We start from the raw sequence: 20,811 nt of genomic DNA on the forward strand, positions 1-20,811 counted from the left end.
CCAAAACCTACTGCGCGTCGGTATAGGCGGCCTGCGATGCTCACCGTACTCTAGTACGGTTACGCTTCTCGACCACCTCTACCTTCCGCTCGCTACGGTTTTGTTAGGCGCTTTTCTTCCTTCCTGAGCAAGTACGGCACCAGCGCCGCCAGCGCCACGGCCAGTAGCGCCAGGCCGTTCAGCAGCTGACGAAAGGCGGCGTCATAGCTGGCGCGCAGCAGCGTTTCCTGGCCGCCCAGCAGCTGTGTCGCCTGTTGGAGATCGCCGAGCGCGGCGCGGCTGGCGGCCGCCAATAGCGGTAGATCGGCGGGCAGCTGCCGCGCCAGGGCTACACCGATCAGGCCGGCCAGCACGGCGCCCGCCAGGGCCAGCGCCACGCCATCGGCGCTGACGCGCACGGTATTGAAGATACCCGTCGCCATGCCGGCCCGCTCCGTTTCCACCACGCTCAGGGCCATGCCATCCATCAAGCCCCACGGCAAGCCGATGCCCACGCCGATCAGCAGCAGGGGGCCGGTCAGTTCGCCAGCGTCGCCGCCGCCCAGCACCTGCGCCAGCCAGGCCAGGCCCGCCGCGGCCAGCAGCAATCCCGCCGCGCACAGGGCGCCGCTCCCCACCCAGCGCGACAGCAGCGCCGCCAGCATGGGCACGAGCAGCAATGGCGCGGCCAGGGCGATCATCAAACGGCCTGCCGCCAGCGCGGACATGCTGTCGATGCCGATGAAGCGCCCCGGCAGCATGACGATCAGCACGATGAACAGGAAGGCGGGCGAAGCGGCCAGCACTTGCACGGCGACAAAGCGACGCTGGCGGAACAGCGACAAATCCAGCATGGGCCGCGCCGTCCTGCGCTCGATCGCGCCAAAGGCGAGAAACAGCAGCATGGACGAGGCGACGGACAGCAGCACGGCGCCGTTGCGCCAGCCGTGTTCGGGCGCCAGCAGCATGCCCAGGGTCAACAGGCCCAGCGCGGCGGTGAAGCTGAGGGCGCCGGGCCAGTCCAGCCGGCCCTTGCCGCGCGCCGGATCGGCCGGCACGCTGCTCCATACCAGCAGCATGCCGATGGCGCCCAGCGCGGCCGTGGCATAAAAGATGGCGGGCCAGCGGGCCAGTGCCAGCATGGCGCCGGCCGCCAGCGGACCGAAGGCCAGGCCCAGGCCGAATGTCGTGCCCAGCACGCTCATCACGCGGCTGCGCGCCGCGCCGTGGAACAGGGGCGCCAGCGAAGACATGGCGGCGGCGAATGCGGCCGCGCCGCCCAGGCCTTGCACGAAGCGCAGCGCGGCGATCCATGCCACCGATGGCGCGTGGGCAATGGCCAGGGTCGCCACGCAAAACAGCGCCAGCCCCGCCAGCCAGACGCGGCGCCGTCCCAGCACGTCCGTCAGGCTGCCGGCCACCATCATGGCGCTGCCATAGCTGAGGATATACGCATTGATGACCCAGTTCAGGGCGGCAGCGCTGCCGTGCAATTCGGCGCCGAGGGCGGGCAAGGCCACGGCCGGACCCGTGAAACACAGGGGAATCAGCAAGCCCGTCAGGCAAGCGGCCAGCACTTGCAGGGGGAGTGAAAGACGTGAGGAATGGGGCATGGGCGTCGGATAGGAAAGAAGGAGGAGCGAGTATGGCGCGCCCGTCATTGAAGAAAAATGGGCTAAACTGATCAACATATCGGACACAAATGTCTTGAATGGGGAATGAATGGATAGCTTGGGCGGCATCGCCATGTTCGTGCAGGTGGCCGACAGCGGCAGTTTTTCAGCCACGGGCCGGCTGCTGGGGCTATCTTCGTCGGCGGTCGGCAAGAGCGTGGCGCGCATGGAGGCGCGGCTCGGTGCGCGCCTGTTCCAGCGCAGCACGCGGCACCTGGCATTGACGGCGGAAGGGGAGAAATTCCTGCAGCGCTGCAAGCGCATCCTGGCCGAGGTGGAAGCGGCCGAGCGTGAGCTGGGGGAATCGGGCGGCGCGCCGAGCGGCCGCCTTCGCATCAGCCTGCCACGCTACAGCGGCCTGTTCGAGCCGGCCATCGGCGCCTTCATGCAAGCCTACCCGGCCATCGACCTCGACCTCGATTTTTCCGACGCCATGGTCAACATCGTCAGCGACGGTTTTGACGCGGCCGTGCGCACGGGCGAGCTGGCCGATTCGGGCTTGATGCGGCGCAAACTGTGTACATTCCGCCGCCTGCTGGTGGCGTCGCCCGCCTACCTGGCGCGCCATGGCCGGCCCGCCGATGGCGCCGGGCTGCTGCGGCACGCGCGCCTGGACTACCGCTTTCCCGCCACGGGCCGCCTGGAACAGTGGCCGCTGATGGACGAGGCAAGCCCGCCGGCGCCCGGCATGGTCTGCAACAGCCTGGAAATGCGCATCTTCCTGGTCGTGCAGGGGCAGGGCATCGCCTACCTGCCCGCATTTGCCGTGCAGCGCGAACTGGCGGCGGGGCAACTGGTCTCGCTGCTGGACGAGCATACGCAGGCGCGCACGGCATTCTGGCTGCTGTGGCCGGCCAGCCGCCACCTGCCGCCGCGCTTGCGCGTCTTCATCGATTTCCTGGTGGAGCAGTTACAGGATCAAACTTTTGGAGCTTTGCCATGACGCAGGATGTTTCCCTGACGCCCTTGCAGTTGCATGTGGCTGGCGCCACCGTGCGCCACGCGCATCCGTTTCCCATGCCGCAGCTGACCCCGCAGGAACCGCTGACGGCGGCCCTGCGCGACGGCTGGGTACGGCCATTGTATATGGGCTTGCACCAGCCTCAGGCGCAGGCATGCCTGGCCCGGCTGGCGCAGGCCGACGATACCGTCATCGCCCGCCTGCTGGGGCAATTCGACTGGCGCAGCCGCACGGCGGGCGCCTATCTGGCCGCATTGATGCATCGTCCCGGCTTCACGGACCAGCTGGGCGGCCTGCTGCTGGCCAGTGAAGTCTGCTACGCGGGCAGCGCGTATTGTCTGGCGCTGGCCGCCTTCGACACGCCCGGCAGCCGCGACTATCTGCACCGCTATCTTGAACATTATTTGCGCCAGCCGCAGCTGCACTTTGATCAGGAGCAAGCCATGGCGGCCATTGCCTACCTGGATGGCCAGCAGGGCCGGGATGAGGCGGCGCGCCATGCGCCAGCCTGGGCCGATTTTACCGCCAGCCGGCCGGGCCTGGCGCTGGACGCAGCGCTCGCAGCATGGACTGGCCGCATGGCCACCTTGCGCGCCTTGCAGGCCGCGGCGCCAGGCAAATAGGCGCGATTCCCCTCAAACTTCGGCGCCGTTGGTATTGTTGGCGGCCTACCGCGCGCTTTCCATGGATTCGACGGTGTCAAAAAGATGCGCCAGCGCACCTTCCATGGCGCCGGCCGTTGCGTCGCCGCTCTGGTTGGTGATGATGAAGATCCCAAGCTGGTATTTTGGAATGACGTAGGCGTAGCTTTGCGCACGCGGCACGCCGCCATGGTGTACATAATGCGTGCCCAACTGGCGATTGCTGCCGATATTCCAGAAATAGCCAATGCTGAAGTCGTCCTGAAAGCGTACCAGCGGCTTGTGCGATTCGACGACCGCGGGATCGGCACCCAATTGCAGGCGCAGGTATTTCGTCATATCCGGCATGCTCGACTTCAGGTTGCCGGCTGCGCCCCAAGGCAGTTGCGGCATCGGTGTCGTCATGACGGGATTGTCGCTGTGGTAGCCGGGTGCCAGCCGGCCGGCATCCGTGGCAGTGAGTCTCAGCCTGGTATCGTGCATGCCGGCTGCGCGCGCGACGAATTGCGTGAGCAGGACTTCGTAGGGCAGTCCGTAGATTGTTTCAAGCGTGTGCGCAATGAGTTCGGTACCGGCGCTTGAATAGGCGTAGTCCTTGCCAAGCGGCCCCTGGATGCTGACCGTGTGCAAGTCCTGCCAGAATTGCTGTTGTCCGTAGCTGGCGTAGGCTGCATTGAGCTTTGCCGGCGTGGCGTGTGCGGTGAAATCCTTCAATATGGTGTTCACCTGCAATGGCAGCATGCCCGGCATGGTGCTGGTGTGCGTGATCAAATGGCGCAAGCGAACTGGCTGCCCCTGCGACTGCAGGTTCGGGTAGGCGGCCGGCAGGTACTTTTGTATGGGATCGTCGAGCGCCGCCTTCCCATCCAGCACAGCGTTCGCCAGCAGCAGGCCAGCAAAAGTCTTGCTGATTGAGCCGATTTCATACAGCGTTGCATCGTTCGGCGGATTGCCTTTGCCGGTCTCCAGCTCGCCTTGATGCAGAATGAATTCCTTGCCCCGATAAACGACGGCAATCGAGGTCGCGTGCAGGAATTTTGACTGCAGCAGGGTGGTCGCGGTCTGGCGCATGGCCGCAGGAATGTCATGCGCAGGTGCCGTGGCCGCGGGCTTGCAAGCTGCCAGCACGAGTGTCATTACAGTGATGCTTGCGGCGAGTTTGCTTATCATGCGCACCATCCATCCAAGGGGGAGGGGCATTCTCGCACAATGGGTGCAGCAGTGAAAGAAATTGTGCTGCCCTGCGCCAGCCGCGCGCTTTTTCCTCCTTTCCGCCACTCCGCCATTCCGCATTTCCTTTTCTTTCCTCCATGCAGTGTGACATTTGCATGACAAACAACAGTGTTCCGCCCCCTTGAACGTCAGTAGGGGGTGCATGCGTGGCGACCACCAACCGCGCGCCGTCCATGCACCGAAAGTGCCGGACCGTTGAAGGTGCATGCTGAACTGCAAGTGGATGCGGCCGGGACTTTTGCCTTGCATGTCAGCTTGCGCCGACATATTCAATCTTGGTTTTGACGTTTAACGACAGGAAACTGCAACATGACTGAAAAATTTGCATCGCAAACTTCCACCTCCGCTGACGATGGCATTTCCGCCATCGAGGCATACCTGAACAGTGCCGCCGCCGTAGCGCTGCAGCGTTTCACCGGCACGCCGGATGCCGATGTGCTCAACGGCACCACGGGCGCCGACGTGCTCGAAGGCCTGGCCGGCGACGATACGTATTACGTCAACGACAGCGGCGACGTGATCGTCGAGCTGGCCAATGGCGGCACCGATACCGTGTATACCAGCGTCAACTACACGGTGGCCGACAACGTCGAGAACGTGCGCCTCGCCGCCAGCGGTCTGACGGTGACGGGGAGCGCCAACACCAACAATATCTTTCATGTCAGCGTGGCCGGCGGGAATGTGCTCGACGGTGGCGGCACGGGCAACTCGGTCAATTACCTTGGCTCCAGCGCGGGCGTGACGGCCACCCTGTCCGGGGCGAGTGGTCCGGTGGCGGCAGCGCCGGGCAGCGATGTGCTGGTCAATTTCGCCAGCATCGTGGGCAGCAAGTTCGACGACGTCCTGACCGGCAATGAACTCAAGAACCTCCTGGTTGGCGGCATCGGCAACGACACCTTGCGGGGTGGCAAGGGCGACGATACGCTGCTCGGCGCGGTGGGCGACGACACCTATATTTTTGCCCGCGGTGACGGCGCCGATATCATCGTCGAGGTGGTCGAGGGCGGCGGCCACAATGTCGTTTCCTTCCTGGCCGGCGTCAGCGCCGACCAGCTGTGGTTCCGCCAGGTGGGCGTGAACCTGGAAGTGAGCACCATCGGCACGACCGACAAGATCACCATCAATGGCTGGTTCAGCGCGGGCATCGTGCCCCGCATCCAGGAATTCCGCACGGCCGACGGCCGCGTGCTGCTGGGCAGCGACGTGCAAAATCTGGTGCAGGCGATGGCGGGCCTGGTGCCGCCCCCGGCCGGCCAGCTGACCCTGCCGCCGAACATCGCCGGCATCCTGGCCCCGGCACTGGCGCAGAACTGGCGCACCGAGGGAGCAGGCACGGTGAACCCTGACATCATCAAGGGCACGGCGGGCGCCGACGTGATGGCCGGCGGGGCCGGAGACGACATTTATTACGTCAACCATGGCAACGACGTGGTGATTGAACAGCCTGGCGGCGGCCGCGACACCGTCTACACGACGGTCAGCTACACCATGGGCGCCAACGTCGAAGAGCTGCACTTGAGTGCGGCCGGCCTGGGCGTAAGGGGCAACGGCAGCGGCAATGTCTTCCACATCGATGTGGCCGGCGGTCACCTGGTGCAAGGCATCGGCAGCAATAATTCAGCCACCTATGCGGGTTCCAGGGCGGGCGCCACGGCGGCCATCGCCTCCATCAGCGGCACCCCCGTGGCGCGTCCGGGCAGCGATGTGCTGGTCAATATTTCCAGCGTGACTGGCAGCGCCTATGACGACGTGTTGACGGGCAACGAACTGGCCAACACCCTGTCCGGCGGCCTCGGTAACGATACCTTACAAGGCGGCAAGGGCGACGACTTCCTCGTCGGCGGGCTGGGTGACGATACCTATGTCTTTGCGCGTGGCGACGGCGCGGACATCATCGGCGAGCCCTCCGCCGATGCGAAATACGACAGCATCGCCTTCCTGGCCGGCGTCAATATCGACCAGCTGTGGTTCCGCCAGGTGGGCGCGGACCTGGAAGTGAGTACCATCGGCACCACGGACAAGATCACCATCCGCGGCTGGAGCATTGCCAAGCCGAACATCGAGGAATTCCGCACGGCCGCCGGCCACGTCATGCGCGGTGCCGACGTGCAGCTGCTGGTACAGGCAATGGCGGGATTGACGCCGCCGCCGCTGGGCCAGCTGACCCTGCCGGCCGGCACGGCCGCCGCCCTGGCGCCCGTGCTGGCCCAGGCCTGGCATTTCAACGGTCCCACGCAGCCCACGGGGCAGCACTTTGTCGGCACGGCGGGCGCCGATGTCATCAACGGCAGTGCCGGCGCCGACTTGCTGGAAGGCCTGGGCGGCGACGACACCTATTACGTCAACCACGGGGGCGATTTCATCGTCGAACGGGGCAACGGCGGCAGCGATACGGTGTACACCAGCGTCGACTACAAGGTGGCCGACAACGTCGAGAATGTGCGCCTCATCGGCTCGGGCCTGACGGTAACGGGCAGCGCCTACAACAACAATGTCTTTTATGTCGATACGCCTGGCGGCAACGTGCTCGACGGCGGCGGGACCGGCAACACGCTCAACTACGCCAGCGCCACGGCAGGCGTGACGGCCACCTTCGCACCGGTCGGCGGCCCCATGATTGGTCGTCCGGGCGCCGACGTGCTGGCCAATTTCAACATTGTCATCGGCAGCAAGTTCGATGACGTGCTGACCGGCAATGAGGTCAAGAATATCCTCTTCGGTGGCCTCGGCAACGACACGTTCCATGGCGGCAAGGGCGACGATACCCTGGCTGGCGCGCAGGGCAACGATACCTATCTCTTCGGCCGCGGCGACGGCGCCGACATCATCGCCGAGGGCGTGGAAGCGGGCAGCCACGATGTCGTTTCCTTCCTGGCCGGCGTCAGCGCCGAGCAGCTGTGGTTCCGCCAGGCGGGCGCGCACCTGGAAGTGAGCACCATCGGCACCACGGACAAGATCACCGTCAATAACTGGTACGCGGACACGCCCGTGCGCATCGAGGAATTCCGCATGGCCGATGGCAAAGTCTTGCTGGGCAGCGATGTGCAAAACCTGGTGCAGGCGATGGCGGGCTTGACGCCGCCACCAGCGGGCCAGCTGACCTTGCCGGCCGGTACGGCCGCCATCCTGGCGCCGGTGCTGGCGCAGAACTGGCGCGCCGCGCCACCAGCGGCTGGCGCCAGCCAGGGCGGCTTCGGCGGTTGGTCAGCGGATCCGGCGCAGCTGGTGCAAGCGATGGCCGGCTTTGCCGTGTCGGCGTGCGCATCGGCGCCCTGGTCGGCGCAAGGCGCTGCGTCGGCGCAGATCCAGCTGGCGGCAGCGCATTGATCGCCCGCGTTGTTAGCTAGTTAGCCTTATCATCACGCAGCCGGGCCGGGGTGACCCGCCACGGCCCGGCTGCGCCATTGAATCTCTGATATTGCCCGATGACAGTCCTCTCATACCGCAACGATCCGCCACCCATACAACCTGCGCCCGACACGGGCCTGCTGTCGCTGCTGCTGATGGCCAGCCTGCACGGCATCGCCGCCGACGGCGCCCAGCTCAAGCATGCGTTCGGCCAGGCCGTGTTCACGCGGCAAACCGTCCTGCTGGCCGCGCAACAGCTGGGCTTGACGGCCAAGCTGGTGCGCCAGGCGCCGGCACGGCTGGCGCAATCGCCGCTGCCGGCCATCGCCATCGATAGCGCAGGCCGTTTCTTTATTCTCGGCAAGGTCGAAACGGACGATGACGGCGTGAGCAAGGTGCTGATCCAGCATCCGGGCCAGCCGCCGCAAATCCTTGGCCGCGAAGCGTTCCTTGCCGCCTGGACGGGCGAACTGATCTTTTTCACCAGCAAGGCCAGCTTTGCGGGCGAAACGGCCCGCTTCGACTTCAGCTGGTTCATCCCCGCCATCGTCAAGTACCGCAGGCTGCTGGGCGAAGTGCTGCTGATTTCCTTCGTGCTGCAACTGATCGGCCTGGCCACGCCCCTGTTTTTCCAGGTGGTGATGGACAAGGTGCTGGTCAACCACGCCATGCAGACCTTGAACGTCGTCGCCATCGGCCTGGTCTGTGCCATCGTCTTCGAAGCCGTGCTCAGTCTCATCCGTACCTATGTATTCGCGCGCACCAGCAGCAAGATCGACGTGGAACTGGGCGCGCGCCTGTTCCGCCACTTGCTGGCCTTGCCGATCGCCTACTTCCAGGCGCGCCGCGTGGGCGATTCCGTGGCGCGCATCCATGAACTGGAAAACATCCGTTCTTTTCTTACCGGCAACGCGATGACCCTGGTGCTGGACTTGCTGTTTTCCTTCATCTTCATCGCCGCCATGCTGTGGTACAGCGCCGCGCTGAGCGTGGTCGTGCTCGTTTCCATTCCCGTCTACGCGGCCCTGTCGATGCTGCTCACGCCCGTGCTGCGGGGCCGCCTGAACGAGAAATTCAACCGCAGCGCGGAAAACCAGTCCTTCCTCGTCGAGACGATCAGCGGCGTCGACACGCTCAAGGCCATGGCCGTGGAACCGCGCTGGCAGCAGCAGTGGGAAAAGCAGCTGGCCGGCTATGTCTCGGCGGGCTTGTCGGCGAATAATATCGGCATGCTGGCCAGCGGCGGCGTCACCCTGGTCAGCAAGCTGGTGACGGCGGCCATCATGTGGTGGGGCGCCACTCTCGTCATCGACGGCAGGATGACGGTGGGCGAACTGGTCGCCTTCAACATGCTGGCAGGGCAGGTGGCCTCGCCCATCCTGCGCCTGGCGCAGCTGTGGAACGATTTCCAGCAAGTGGGCATTTCCATGAGCCGGCTGGGCGATATCCTCAACGCCCGCACGGAAGCAGGCAGCCAGAAGGCGCGCCTGCCGCGCATCGCCGGCGCCATCGATTTCCAGCAAGTGGGCTTCCGCTACCGGCCCGATGCGGCCGAGGTGCTGCGCAATGTGTCGATTGCCATTGCACCTGGCGAAGTGATCGGCATCGTCGGGCGTTCCGGTTCCGGCAAGAGCACCCTGACGCGGCTGGCGCAGCGCCTGTATATTCCCGAGCGGGGCAAGGTACTGATCGACGGGCAGGATATCGCCGTCATCGACACGGCGTCGCTGCGGCGCCAGATCGGTGTGGTGCTGCAGGAAAACATCCTCTTTAACCGCTCCGTGCGCGACAACATCGCCCTGAGCGACCCGGCGCTGCCCATCGATGCCGTTATCGCCGTGGCGAAACTGGCCGGTGCCCACGATTTCATTTGCGAGTTGCCAGAAGGCTACGACACCATGGTGGGCGAGCATGGCACGGGCCTGTCGGGCGGCCAGCGCCAGCGCATCGCCATCGCCCGCGCCCTCATCGGCAATCCGCGCATCCTGATTTTCGATGAAGCGACAAGCGCGCTCGACTATGAATCGGAAAAAATCATCCAGGACAATATGCGCGGCATTTGCGCGGGTCGCACCGTGCTGATCATCGCCCACCGCCTGTCGGCCGTGCGCGAAGCGAACCGCATCGTGGTCATGGAGCGGGGGCAAGTGGCCGAACTGGGCACGCATGCGGCGCTGCTGGCGAACCCGGGCGGCATCTACGCCCATCTGTACAGCCTGCAGCAGGGAACGAGCGGGAGCGCCGCATGAGCGCCGGCCACCGTCTGGCCGCGTATGGCGAGCTGTTCAAACGCTACGGCCAGGTGCTGCGGCATAGCTGGCGCGACCGCGCCGCATTGCGCGGTCCCGTGCTCAGCGAAGACGAGGCGGCCTTCCTGCCGGCCGCGCTGGCGCTGCAGGAGCGGCCCGTGTCGCCGTCGTTGCGACTGACGGCCAGGGTGCTGATGCTGCTGGTCGGCTGCGTGGTGCTGTGGGCTGTCTTTGGCCAGGTCGACATCATCGTCAATGCGGCCGGCAAGATCATTCCGTCCGGCAACACCAAGACCATCGCCTCCGTCGACGTGGCGGCCGTGCGCGCCCTGCATGTGCGCGAGGGGCAGGCCGTGCAGGCGGGCCAGCTGCTGGTGGAGCTCGACAGCCGCGGCCCGGACGCCGAGCGCGACAAGGCCGCCGGCGACGCGGTGGCGGCCGCGCTGCAGATGGCCCGTTCGCGCGCGCTGATCGCCGCCATCGACACCTTGAATACGCCGAAGCTGGCGGCGCCCGATGGCGTTTCCACCGCCCAGCGCGAGGAAGCGCAGGGCCACCTCGATGGCCAGTACGCCAGTTTCCGCGCCAGGCTGGCGCATCTCGACGGGGAAATCGCCCGCTATGCCCAGGCGCTGCCGCTGGCCGCGCGGCGCGCCGGCGATTACAGGGCCCTGCTGGCGACGCGCGACGTGGCCGAACACGCGTGGCTGGAAAAGGAGCAGGCGCGCATCGACCTGGCCGGCCAGCTGGCGTCGGCCCGCAGCGAGCGCGCGGCCCTGGTGGCGCAGACGCGCAAGGACGCCTACGACGCGCTGACGGAAGGGGCCAGAGTGGCGGCGGCCAGCGGCCAGGATGCGCGCCGCGCCGGCGCCCGCGGCAGCCTGCTGCGCCTGACGGCGCCCGTCGACGGCACGGTGCAGCAGCTGAAGCTGCATACGGTGGGCGGCGTGGTGCCGGCCGCGCAGGCGCTGATGCAGATCGTGCCGCGCCAGGGCAAGCTGGAAATCGACGCCATGCTGGAAAACCGCGACGTCGGTTTCGTCCAGGAAGGGCAGGCGGTGGCCGTCAAGGTCGACGCCTTCGACTACACGAAATACGGCACCGTGCCCGCCGTCGTCAGCAGCGTCTCGCGCGACGCCATCGAAGACGAGAAGAAGGGTCTCGTGTATGCCGTGAAAATCACGCTGCAGCAACCGTCCATCGTCATCGACGGCAGATTGGTGCCGCTGTCGGCCGGCATGGCGGTGCGCGCGGAAATCCGCACGGGGACGAGAAGGGTGATCGAATATGTGCTCTCGCCGCTGGTGCAGCACCAGAAGGAGGCGCTGCATGAACGCTAGATGCCGCGCCGCCCTGTCCGCCGCTGGCCTGTGCCTGTGCGTGGCCGCCGCGCCAGTCCGGGCCCAGTCCATGGACGCCGCGCCATGCCCATCCACGCATGATGCTGGTGTGCTGCTGACCGTGCCTTTGACCCTGTCGGCGGCCGTCGACCTGGCCCTGTGCCATAACGCGCAAGTGCACGGCGCCTGGGCCGGCATCCGGCTGCAGGCGGCCGGGCTGGGCGAGGCCAGGGCCGCCTATCTGCCGACCCTGAATGCGGGCGTGAGCCGCGTACACGACCGCACGGCCTATCCGGGCGCCAGCACTGCTTCGGGCAGCTTGAACAGCAATACGGCCTCGCTGAATCTGTCCTGGCGCCTGTTCGACTTTGGCGGGCGCGCGGCGGGCCAGCGTTCGGCACAGGCATTGCTTGACGCGGCCCTGGCGAACCGTGACGCCGTGCTGCAAAAGACCCTGGCGGCCACCGTCAGCGCGTATTTCGAGGCGCAGACGGCGCGTGCCAGCGTGCGGATGCGGCAGGAATACCAGGCTCTGGCCAATGAAACGGTGCAGGCCACGCAACGCCGCGCGCAGCGGGGACTCGGCTCTCACAGCGACACCCTGCAGGCGACGAGCGCCCTGGCCAAGGCGTCCCTGGGCGCCAGCCGCGCCGATGGCGAGTTCCAGAAGGCCCGCGCCGTGCTGATATATACCCTGGGCTTGCCGGCCGATGCGGGCGTGATCCTGGACGACGATGCGGATGGCGCGGCGGCGGGCTTGCGTGAGGGTTTGCAAGATGAGTTGCAAGCCTGGCTGGCGCTGGCCCAGGCGCAACATCCGGCAATCCTGGCCGCGCAGGCGCAGCTGGCGGCGGCGCGCGAACGGGTGGACGTGACCCGGTCGGAGGGCCGTCCCAGCATCGACCTGACGGCCAATCTCTACCAGAACGGCCGGCCCAACCAGGGCTTGTCCGCCGCTTCCACGCGCGAAACCCTGGTAGGCATCTCATTGAACATCCCCATGTTCGACGGTTTTGCGCGCCAATACAAGGTGCGCGGCGCATTGGCGCAGGCCGGGCAAAGGGAGGCCGAGGCCGAGGAAGTGCGGCAGCAGACCCTGATGGCACTCGTGAAGACGCATGCGGAGGCCAGCACGGCGCTGTCCAACCTGGCCGCCTCGCAGGCGTGGCTGGACGCGGCGCGCGATGCCCTGGCCAGCGTGCAGCGCAAGTTTGGCCTGGGCGCGGCGGATATCCTGGAAATGCTGAACACCCAGTCGGCGCTGCTCGAAGCGCAGCAGGAGCGCATCCGTTGCCAGGCGGAATGGCGTTCGGCCCGGCTGCGGCTGCTGGCCAGCGCCGGGGTGCTGGGGCGGGACGATATCCCGGACGGTGGCGTTAAAAGCGGCGGCAAACTGCGCGCCTCGACGGCGCAATAATGACTATATTGGAGGCTGGCCTTCCCGCGCGGGGAGGTGTTGCTATCGACCAAGGGAGACATCATGCACAGCATACAAAAGATTACCCCGTGTTTATGGTTCAACGGCCACGCCGAGGCGGCGGCCCTGTTTTATACGGGGATTTTTCCCAATTCGAAGATCGGCCAGATCCTGCGCTATGGCGAGGAGGGCAGGGAAATCCACGGCCAGGAGCCTGGCAGCGTCTTGACGGTGGCGTTCGAACTCGACGGCCAGACGTTCACGGGCCTGAACGGCGGACCCCTGTTCCAGTTTTCCGAAGCGATCTCGTTCCAGGTCAATTGCGAGACCCAGGACGAGGTCGACCACTACTGGAACCAGCTGTCCGAAGGCGGGCCGCCGGAAGCCCAGCAGTGCAGCTGGCTCAAGGACCAGTTCGGCGTGTCCTGGCAAATCGTGCCCACCATCATGGTCAAGCTGTTGGGCGATCCCGATCCCGTCAAGGCCCAGCGCGTGATGAAAGCCATGATGGGCATGAAAAAGATCAACATTGACGAGATCAAGCGGGCCTACGCGGGCTAGTCTGGCCGATCGGGCGGGTGGAGCGGGGCGCACGCCAGCGGCGCGCCCTGTCCAAGATGGCCGGCATTTGCTATAGTCCCAGCCATCTTTCCATCCGCTTACTGACCCTGCCATGACCACAAGCACCAGCAGCACCATCGCGCCCCGCACCTTCGGCACGCCCCTGTCTTCCACCGCCATCAAGGTCATGCTGCTGGGTTCCGGCGAACTGGGCAAGGAAGTGATCATTTCACTGCAGCGACTGGGCGTGGAAGTGATCGCCGTCGACCGCTATCCGAACGCGCCGGGCCATCCGGTGGCGCACCGCTCGCACGTGATCGACATGAGCGACGGCGTGGCGCTGGCAGCCCTGATAGCCCTGGAAAAGCCGGACTTGATCGTGCCGGAAATCGAAGCCATCGCCACGGACACCCTGGCGGCGCTGGAAGCGGCGGGCCAGATCACCTGCATCCCGAATGCGCGCGCGGCCGTGCTGACGATGAACCGCGAAGGCATCCGCACCCTGGCGGCCGAAACCCTGGGCGTGGCGACGTCGCCGTACCGCTTCGCCAGCAGCCTGCAGGAGTTGCAGGATGCTTGCCGGGAGATCGGCTTCCCGTGCGTGGTCAAACCCGTCATGTCGTCGTCGGGCAAGGGCCAGTCCAAGCTCGATAGCGCCGCCGAGGTGGACGCGGCGTGGGCGTATGCGGCCAGCGGCAGCCGGGTCGATACGGGCCGCGTCATCGTCGAAGGCTTCATCGACTTCGATTACGAGATCACCCTGCTGACGGTGCGTGCCGTCGGTGCCTCGGGCCGGATCGAGACGCAGTTCTGCGAGCCGATCGGCCACTTGCAGGTGCATGGCGACTACGTGGAATCGTGGCAGCCGGCGCGCATGGCGCCGCTGGCCCTCGAGCATTCGCGCGACATCGCCCGCAAGGTGACGGACAACCTGGGCGGCCTGGGCCTGTTCGGCGTGGAGCTGTTCGTCAAGGACGACATGGTGTGGTTCTCGGAAGTGAGCCCCCGTCCGCACGACACGGGCATGGTCACCATGGCCAGCCAGGTGCAGAGCGAATTCGAGCTGCACGCGAAAGCCATCCTCGGCTTGCCCGTCAACGTGGCGCTGCGCTCGCCCGGCGCCTCGGCTGTCATCTACGGCCAGATGGAAGCGAAAGGCATCGCCTTCGAAGGCGTGGCCGATGCCTTGAGCGTGCCGGGCGCGGACTTGCGCCTGTTCGGCAAACCGGAATCGTTCGCCCGCCGCCGCATGGGCGTGGCGCTGGCCACGGCCGACGATATCGACACGGCCCGCGCGCGCGCCGTGCTGGCCGCTTCCAAAGTGAAACCGGTCGCCCGCTGATGGCAGAGGCCAGCCTGCCGCAGGCCGACGCCGGCGGCGACGACATCAAGCGCAAGCTGCGCGGCCACATCGCGCGGCGCAACCTGGCTGGCGCCGCCAACGACTGCAAATGGAACGAACTGCTGGCCTTCATGCGCGGGCAGCCCGATTGGGCGCCGTCGTACCGTTACGGCTCCGTCACCGGCTATGTGTCGCGCTGGGATACTGAATGGGATTACCACCCGCCGTTCCCGTTCATGGGCGTGGAGTGGCTGGACATCAGCCTGTATTCGGAAGAACACGTGGCCATGCTGCTGCCCAGGAAGATCATCGACCACGGCGTGTGGATCGTGCCGGAACTGGAACGCATCGGCTTCGATTTTGAAGTGCGCGACCGGGTGGCGCGCATCTGGGGCTATTTGCCCCGTTCCTACGACGACTTTCCTCCCGCCGACTAATTCAAAGAGTATTCTCATGCCTGAAAACGCTATCCCCCAAGTACCGCAACCTGACGACGCCGTCGTCGGCAAGGAGGCGGGCGCGCAGATGCTGGCCACGGCCTGCGCCGCGCGCGACGCCTTCTATGCCACCCTGGGCGGCATGGACGCCGACGTGCTGGCGCCGCTGGTCAACCCCGCCTTCATGGGCGGCCCGCGCTGGCCATCGTTGCGCCAGGCCTGGAGGGTGATCCGACGGAGTGATTCCATCCTCATCGCCAGCGATGGCTTGAGCGATCCGTTCGAGGATGACGACGACGTATTCGTCCCGCGCGGCCATCTGCTGGAAGTGTGCATCGAGGCGCCGCTGTCCGCCTTCGACGGCAAGGAAGTGGCGCATTCCTGGCTCTTCGACGTCATTTACCAGGTCAGCCAGAACGTGGCCGACCATGGCTCCATCGATTTGCTGGTGCAGCGCCATGGCAGCGTGTCGATGGTGCTGGACTTGCAGCAGGCACCGGAGGGACTGGAAGACGAAAACGAACAGGTGGCTGTGCTGCTGGCCCAGGGCGCAAGCAGCATTCCCCCATCCTTCGACACGCCGTATGGCGAAGTGCTGCTGCTGACGCTTACCGTGCTGCAGCCGGCCGAACTGGCGTACATCAGCGAAGCGGACGACAAGGCCCGATCGCGGCGCGACCTGGCCGCCGCGCTGGTCGTGTCGCCGACGGGCCACCTGAGCGTGGCCAGGCGGCCGGCCGTCATTCCCCGCTAGGCTGTTCGACGGGCGGCACGGCCGGTTCTGGTGGTGTTTCCTTCGCTTCCATGACGGCCGGCGGCGGCTCGCTCCACTTGCCCGCCGCCTTCAGCTTGTTCTTCAGGCCCGGCAGGGGAAACCCCAGGGCATAGGCTTTTTGCGCGTGCACGCTGGCCTTCTCGTATTCCTTCTTCTTCACATACATCAGGCCCAGGTTGTACTGGATGGTGGCCTGCTCGGGTGCCAGGCGGCTGGCCGCGTCCAGCTGTTCCAGCGCCGTCGCGTCCTGGCCCGTGGAGAGCAAATAGCTGCCATACACCATGCGCGCCGTCACGTCGTGCGGCGCGAAGGCGATCGCCCGCTCAAAATAGCAGCTGACCGTGTAGCGGGCGCCGGGCGGCTGCGCGCTTTTCAGGCGCAAGCCCAGCTTGGCCATCGAGGCCAGCGCCCGGTGGTGATTCGGGAAGTGCTCCAATGTGTAGCTGATGTCGGCGCCCAGGCTGCCCGTCAGGCCCTGCGCGAGCGTTTCCACTGCCCGCGAAAAATGGAACTTTTCGACCACGGACAGGCCGGCGCGGTCGTCCGCGCTCGTATAGTCGCCGCCCGGCGTATGCTTGAAGTAGGGCGGACAATCGGCGGCGCCGGCGCCGGCGCAGCAGGCGGCGAGGGCGCAGGCTAACAAGGGATGCTTCATGTCGGGCTCCTGTGACTGACCTGGTCCAGCAAATCGGCCAGGGCATTGCTGCGGGCTTGCCGCGATTGCAGGGCGATGGCGGCGGGGCTGGCCAGCGGCGCGCGCCCCTGGCGCGCCAGTTCCAGGAAGCGCAGCAGGGCGCGCGCGCAGTCGCTGCTCGATGCCAGCTGGCCGATGGTGTCGATGCCGCAGTGGCGCAGCTTGGCCGCGCTGTCGCCCGCCAGGTCGGTCAGCGCCAGGATGGGCCGGCGGCAGCGCAGGTATTCATACAGCTTGGCGGGAATCTGCCCGTTGCAGTTGGCCGCCTGCAGCAGCAGCAGGCCGTCGGCGGCCAGCATTTCCTGCAGCGCCGCGCCATGCGGCTGCAACGGTTCCAGGCTGACCAGGTCGAGGATGCCGTATTTCGCCAGCAATCCCGCCAGCCACGCATCGTGGCCCGTGGCGCGCAGCACCAGCTGGAAATTGCGGGCATGCAGCACGCCGTCGTGGCGCAGCCGCGCCAGGGCTTCGAACAGCGCTTGCGGATCGCGCTCGGACGGGTAGATCACGCCGCTGTGCAGCAGCAGGAAGCGGCTGCGCTGGCCGCGCGGCCCGTCCGGCGGCGCGGCGCCCTCGTCATCGTCGTGGCCATTTTCGATCAGGCAGAAGCGCTCGCGCCCCACCTGTGCCAGGCGCCGCTGGTGCGCCGCGATGGCGCCCGGCGTGGTGCAGACGATGGCCGCGCTGCGCGCCGCGATGCGCTGTTCGATCCACGCATGCATGCGGTGCAGGCGCGGTTCGGGCGGATACGGCGCCAGCGGGTCGCTGTCATCGAGCATCGGGTCGCGCTGGTCGGCGATCCATGGCAGGCCGCTGAGTTTTTGCAGGGTCAGCGCGATCAGGTGCGCCGTGGCGATCGGATACGTCGACCAGATGGCATCGGGGCGGTACTCGCGGATCATGCGCAGGCCGGCCGGCACGGCGCTCAGCCACCAGGAACTCCAGCGGTCGGGCAGCGCCAGGCAGCGCGGGTAGCGCCCGGCGATGGCCAAGTGGCGCGCCGCGTCCAGCGCCAGGGTGCGCCGCACGGTGGCTTGCGCGCCGATCTGCGCCAGCTGCGAGTCGCCCCGCTGCGTATACGCGAACGGCGCGGGACTGAGCACGAGCGGCTGCCAGCCGCAGTCGGGCAGATGGCGCGCAAAGCCCAGGGTGCGCAGGATGCCGCTGCCGCCGGCCAGCGGCGGAAAATGGTAGGCGACCATCAGCACCCGTTTTGGTCGGGCTGCGTTCGGTCGGGCCGCGCTCGGCTTGAGCGCTAGCATGACTGCAGCCACCGCGCGCACAGCTGCTCCACTTCGCCGCGCCAGGCGGCGCTGGCGAACGTATGGTTGGCGCCATCGACCTGCGCCTGCGTCCATTGCGGGCGGGCGGCCACGGCGCGCCAGGCAGGATCGCCATCGAGCAGGGCTTGCCACTCGCGCGCGCCCAGGTCGTCGCCGCTGAGGATCAGCAGTACCTTGCCCTGGAATTGCGCCAGCGCCCGCAGCAGGGCTGGCGCGGGCGCGTCGTCTTCCGGCGTTGCCGGTTCTTGCATGGCGGCGGCCACCTGCCGCAGCGAGGCCAGGCTGGCGCCCAGTCGCAGTCCGCCGCTGGCCAGCTTGCGCCAGAAACCGCCTTGCAGCAGGCGTGGCAGATAATAGTGGCGCAGGGTGGCGCGCGCCAGGCCGGCGCTGCTGCGCACCCACGGGTTGAGCAGGACCAGCGCTTTGACGCGCGCGTCATGTGGCGCATGGCAGGCGGCGGCCGTGGCGCCGTCGCACAAGCCCCACAGCGCCACTTCGCGCAAGGCCGGCACGGCATCGAAGAATTGTGCCAGTGCACCGGCGATGTCGGGACCGGCGGCGCGGTAATCGCGCGCGCTGCCCTCGCTGTCGCCCATGCCGCGCAAGTCGAAACGCAGCACGGGCCAGCCTTGCGCTGCCAGGGCGCGGGCCAGCAAGACGAACTGGCGGTGGCTGCCGGCGCGGTACTGCGGCCCGCCCGTGACGATCAATACGCCGCGCTGGCCCGGCACGCCTGGCAGGCTGAGGATGCCGGCCAGGCGCGCCTGCGCCTCGCTGTCTTCAGCTGTGCTGCGAAAGCGCAGGGCCAGCTCGCGCACGGCGTGCGCCGCGGGGCGCTGCAGGCCGTCGTCGCGCTTCATGGCGGGGGCCTTTCCTCGTCGAGCCAGTCGCGGCACAGTTTCCGCGTGGCGTACAGCAGTTGCGGACAAGCCAGCAGTTCGCCGCTGTGCCAGAACGGGCCGTCATCGAAGCTGGCCACATGCACGGCGGCGCCGCGTTCGCGCCATTGCCGGGCCAACAGCGGCGGCGACCACGGGCCCGTTTGGTCCGCCGCGTGGTAATCGAGCCAGTAGACAGGCATGGCGGGCAGCAGCGCGGCTACGCTGACGTCATCGATGGCCTGCGCCAGTTCTGGCGCCAGCAGGTAGCCGGCCACTTCCACAGCTTCACCGTTCGCCAGCGCGGCGCGCGCCTGGCCCGGCGCTTCCTGTGTAGTCCCGGCCAGCATGCGGGTCGCCAGGCGCAGGCGCAGGAAGCGGTCGATGCTGCGCCGCCCGTCGAGTTCCGGTTGCCACAGCAGCAGGCGCGCCAGGGGCAGCGGCGGGCGGCTGGCGAAATCGAGGGCCAGCAGGGCGCCCAGGCGCAAGCCCCACACGGTCAAGGGGCCGTCGACCCGCTGCGCCATCCACGCGCAAGCCAGGTGCAGGTCGTTGTGCCAGATGTCCCAGCGCGCTTCGCCAAAGTCGCCGCTGCTGTCGCCGCAGCCAAACAGGTCGATCTGCAGCACGCTGTAGCCGGCGGCGGCAAAGGCGCGCGCCTGCGCGGCGGCCACGTGACGGCTTTTATTGAGCTCTTCGGCGAATGGATGGACGTAGAGGATGCCGCCGCGCGCGGCCTGGCCCGGTGGCGGCAGGTGCAGCAGGCAGTAGCGCTGGCCGCCGCTGGCGGGCAGGAAGAAGGGCAGCAGCGGCAAGGCGTCGAGGGCGGCGCGGTTCATGGTCGCAGCTTTGCAAACACGAAATCATGCAGGGTGCCCACGGTGGCGAAGTGGCGCGCGTGGATATCGTCGTCGGCGACGCTGATGCCGAAATGGTCTTCCAGCGCGGCGATCACGCCGATCACGGCCATCGAGTCGAGTTCCGGCACGCTGCCCAGGAGCGGCGTGTGGGCCTCCAGCACGCGCCCGTTCAAGCCCAGGGTGGTGTCGAGGATGTGCTTTACTGCTTCAAGATGCGGCATGTCAGCTCCAGGGAAGGGTAGTGCGGCAGGGACGACGTATCGAAGGCCAGGCAGGGGATATCGCCGGGGCGGCGCGACAGATGCAGGTAAGGCGGCAGGCTGGCGGCCATGGCTTGCCAGCGGCCGCAGCGGATAAACGTGGCCGTGCCAAGCGCGTGCGTGCCCAGGCGCGCATGGGCGCCCAGCGAGGCGCGGTTGAAGCGCGAAATGCGGCTGCACGACCAGCGCACGCCCTGCGCGTACAGCACGGCGTTGGCTTCTTCCCACAGGCGCGCGAAGACCAGGCCGCCCCGTTGTTCCGGATGCACCCACACGTCCAGGTCCCACGACGACTGCTGCGACGCCAGCGCATAGCGGGCGCGCACCTCGTCTTCCTGGCAGCCGTGGCGCAGCAGCCAGATCCAGCCGGCCATGCCGCTCTTGTTCCGCGCCACCAGGCATTGCGCGCCCTGGCGATAGCGTTCGCCCAGCGCGCCGGGCCGGCGCTCGGGACCGGGGGGCAAGTCCGCTTCCGCCAGGCAGGGCGTCACCGTGATCGACTGGCCGCGCCCGCCGCACAGCGAACCGGGCGCCACGGCTTGCGCGACGAATTGATAACGATATAGCGCGCAGCGCCCGCCCGGCATGCGGGCCAGCAGCCGGGCCACGGCCAGCCAGGCGCTGTCGCGCCAGCTCAGCTGGCGAAGGCTGTCGGCTAGCCGTTGCAGCAGGGGAAATCGCAGGGACAGGGCCATGGCGGTCGGGGATGGGGCGGCTATGCAGCCAACGCTGTCCATTAGAGCGCAGCGGCCCGGGGCCGATGTTGCGCGGCCTCAAGCATTGCGCCGGATCGGCGGCCGGCCGCCGCGAGAGGCGCTTACTTGATAAAAATCAACACTGCCGCGCCCGTTTGTCCCAATCATAGGGGATGCATGACCTG

The 20,811-nt window shown here is 67.1% G+C and carries 18 protein-coding genes; 10 read left to right on the forward strand and 8 right to left on the reverse strand.

Translation table 11 applies throughout. The annotated features are described in order from the left end of the window. Positions 1–92: 92 nt before the first annotated feature. Positions 93–1,592, reverse strand: a complete 1,500-nt coding sequence (locus U0004_RS15115) for an MFS transporter (protein ID WP_115057485.1) — start codon at positions 1,590–1,592, stop codon at positions 93–95. 109 nt (positions 1,593–1,701) lie between these two features. Between U0004_RS15115 and U0004_RS15120 the strand changes: the two genes are divergently transcribed. Next, a complete protein-coding gene (locus U0004_RS15120; protein WP_070259828.1) occupies positions 1,702–2,595 on the forward strand; it encodes a LysR family transcriptional regulator in 894 nt (297 codons plus the stop codon). Further along, the gene (locus tag U0004_RS15125; protein ID WP_070259829.1) at positions 2,592–3,236 is read left to right on the forward strand and encodes a DUF6000 family protein; all 645 of its coding nucleotides are present in this window, start codon (positions 2,592–2,594) and stop codon (positions 3,234–3,236) included. Before U0004_RS15120 ends, U0004_RS15125 begins: the two co-directional genes overlap by 4 nt. Before the next feature lie 45 nt (positions 3,237–3,281). Here U0004_RS15125 and U0004_RS15130 read toward each other — a convergent pair whose 3' ends face one another. Beyond that, positions 3,282–4,424: a serine hydrolase domain-containing protein gene (locus tag U0004_RS15130; RefSeq protein WP_217495273.1), complete on the reverse strand. Its 1,143-nt coding sequence runs from the start codon at positions 4,422–4,424 to the stop codon at positions 3,282–3,284. 372 nt (positions 4,425–4,796) lie between these two features. Here U0004_RS15130 and U0004_RS15135 point away from each other — a divergent pair, with 372 nt between their 5' ends. The 8 genes from U0004_RS15135 to U0004_RS15170 all read left to right on the forward strand — a co-directional run bounded on the left by U0004_RS15135 (position 4,797) and on the right by U0004_RS15170 (position 15,935). Further along, positions 4,797–7,814: a calcium-binding protein gene (locus U0004_RS15135; RefSeq protein WP_070259833.1), complete on the forward strand. Its 3,018-nt coding sequence runs from the start codon at positions 4,797–4,799 to the stop codon at positions 7,812–7,814. Positions 7,815–7,912: 98 nt separating this feature from the next. After that, a complete protein-coding gene (locus tag U0004_RS15140; RefSeq protein WP_070259834.1) occupies positions 7,913–10,084 on the forward strand; it encodes a type I secretion system permease/ATPase in 2,172 nt (723 codons plus the stop codon). Next, positions 10,081–11,424, forward strand: coding sequence for an HlyD family type I secretion periplasmic adaptor subunit (locus U0004_RS15145; protein ID WP_115057486.1), 1,344 nt, complete (start codon positions 10,081–10,083; stop codon positions 11,422–11,424). Before U0004_RS15140 ends, U0004_RS15145 begins: the two co-directional genes overlap by 4 nt. After that, positions 11,414–12,841, forward strand: coding sequence for a TolC family protein (locus tag U0004_RS15150; protein ID WP_070254366.1), 1,428 nt, complete (start codon positions 11,414–11,416; stop codon positions 12,839–12,841). The genes U0004_RS15145 and U0004_RS15150 overlap by 11 nt, the downstream gene beginning before the upstream one ends. A 63-nt stretch (positions 12,842–12,904) precedes the next feature. After that, on the forward strand, positions 12,905–13,402 hold the full coding sequence (locus tag U0004_RS15155; protein ID WP_070254453.1) for a VOC family protein: 498 nt from the start codon (positions 12,905–12,907) through the stop codon (positions 13,400–13,402). Between the two features lie 112 nt (positions 13,403–13,514). Further along, the gene (gene purT, locus U0004_RS15160; RefSeq protein WP_071653633.1) at positions 13,515–14,744 is read left to right on the forward strand and encodes a formate-dependent phosphoribosylglycinamide formyltransferase; all 1,230 of its coding nucleotides are present in this window, start codon (positions 13,515–13,517) and stop codon (positions 14,742–14,744) included. Then, entirely contained in the window at positions 14,744–15,181 is a 438-nt protein-coding gene (locus U0004_RS15165) for a DUF6678 family protein (RefSeq protein ID WP_070254367.1), read from the forward strand. Before purT ends, U0004_RS15165 begins: the two co-directional genes overlap by 1 nt. A 16-nt stretch (positions 15,182–15,197) precedes the next feature. Then, on the forward strand, positions 15,198–15,935 hold the full coding sequence (locus tag U0004_RS15170; RefSeq protein WP_070254368.1) for a hypothetical protein: 738 nt from the start codon (positions 15,198–15,200) through the stop codon (positions 15,933–15,935). Here U0004_RS15170 and U0004_RS15175 read toward each other — a convergent pair. Genes U0004_RS15175 through U0004_RS15200 form a run of 6 tightly spaced genes read right to left on the reverse strand, consistent with a single transcriptional unit; the run spans position 15,922 to position 20,626 of the window. Continuing rightward, a complete protein-coding gene (locus U0004_RS15175) occupies positions 15,922–16,611 on the reverse strand; it encodes an ABC transporter permease (protein WP_070254369.1) in 690 nt (229 codons plus the stop codon). The genes U0004_RS15170 and U0004_RS15175 overlap by 14 nt on opposite strands. Further along, positions 16,608–17,912: a glycosyltransferase gene (locus U0004_RS15180; RefSeq protein WP_254676046.1), complete on the reverse strand. Its 1,305-nt coding sequence runs from the start codon at positions 17,910–17,912 to the stop codon at positions 16,608–16,610. The genes U0004_RS15175 and U0004_RS15180 overlap by 4 nt, the downstream gene beginning before the upstream one ends. After that, complete coding sequence (locus U0004_RS15185; RefSeq protein WP_115057488.1) at positions 17,906–18,793, reverse strand: hydrolase 1, exosortase A system-associated; 888 nt, start codon at positions 18,791–18,793, stop codon at positions 17,906–17,908. Before U0004_RS15185 ends, U0004_RS15180 begins: the two co-directional genes overlap by 7 nt. Next, positions 18,790–19,650, reverse strand: coding sequence for a hydrolase 2, exosortase A system-associated (locus U0004_RS15190; RefSeq protein WP_070254371.1), 861 nt, complete (start codon positions 19,648–19,650; stop codon positions 18,790–18,792). Before U0004_RS15190 ends, U0004_RS15185 begins: the two co-directional genes overlap by 4 nt. Beyond that, positions 19,647–19,892: an acyl carrier protein gene (locus tag U0004_RS15195; RefSeq protein ID WP_070254372.1), complete on the reverse strand. Its 246-nt coding sequence runs from the start codon at positions 19,890–19,892 to the stop codon at positions 19,647–19,649. The genes U0004_RS15190 and U0004_RS15195 overlap by 4 nt, the downstream gene beginning before the upstream one ends. Beyond that, positions 19,871–20,626 carry a GNAT family N-acetyltransferase gene (locus U0004_RS15200; protein WP_070254373.1) on the reverse strand — a complete coding sequence of 252 codons (756 nt, stop codon included), beginning with the start codon at positions 20,624–20,626 and terminating at the stop codon, positions 19,871–19,873. Before U0004_RS15200 ends, U0004_RS15195 begins: the two co-directional genes overlap by 22 nt. Positions 20,627–20,811: the final 185 nt, after the last annotated feature.

It is taken from the genome of Janthinobacterium lividum (assembly GCF_034424625.1).
Taxonomy (GTDB): Bacteria; Pseudomonadota; Gammaproteobacteria; order Burkholderiales; family Burkholderiaceae_D; genus Janthinobacterium; species Janthinobacterium lividum.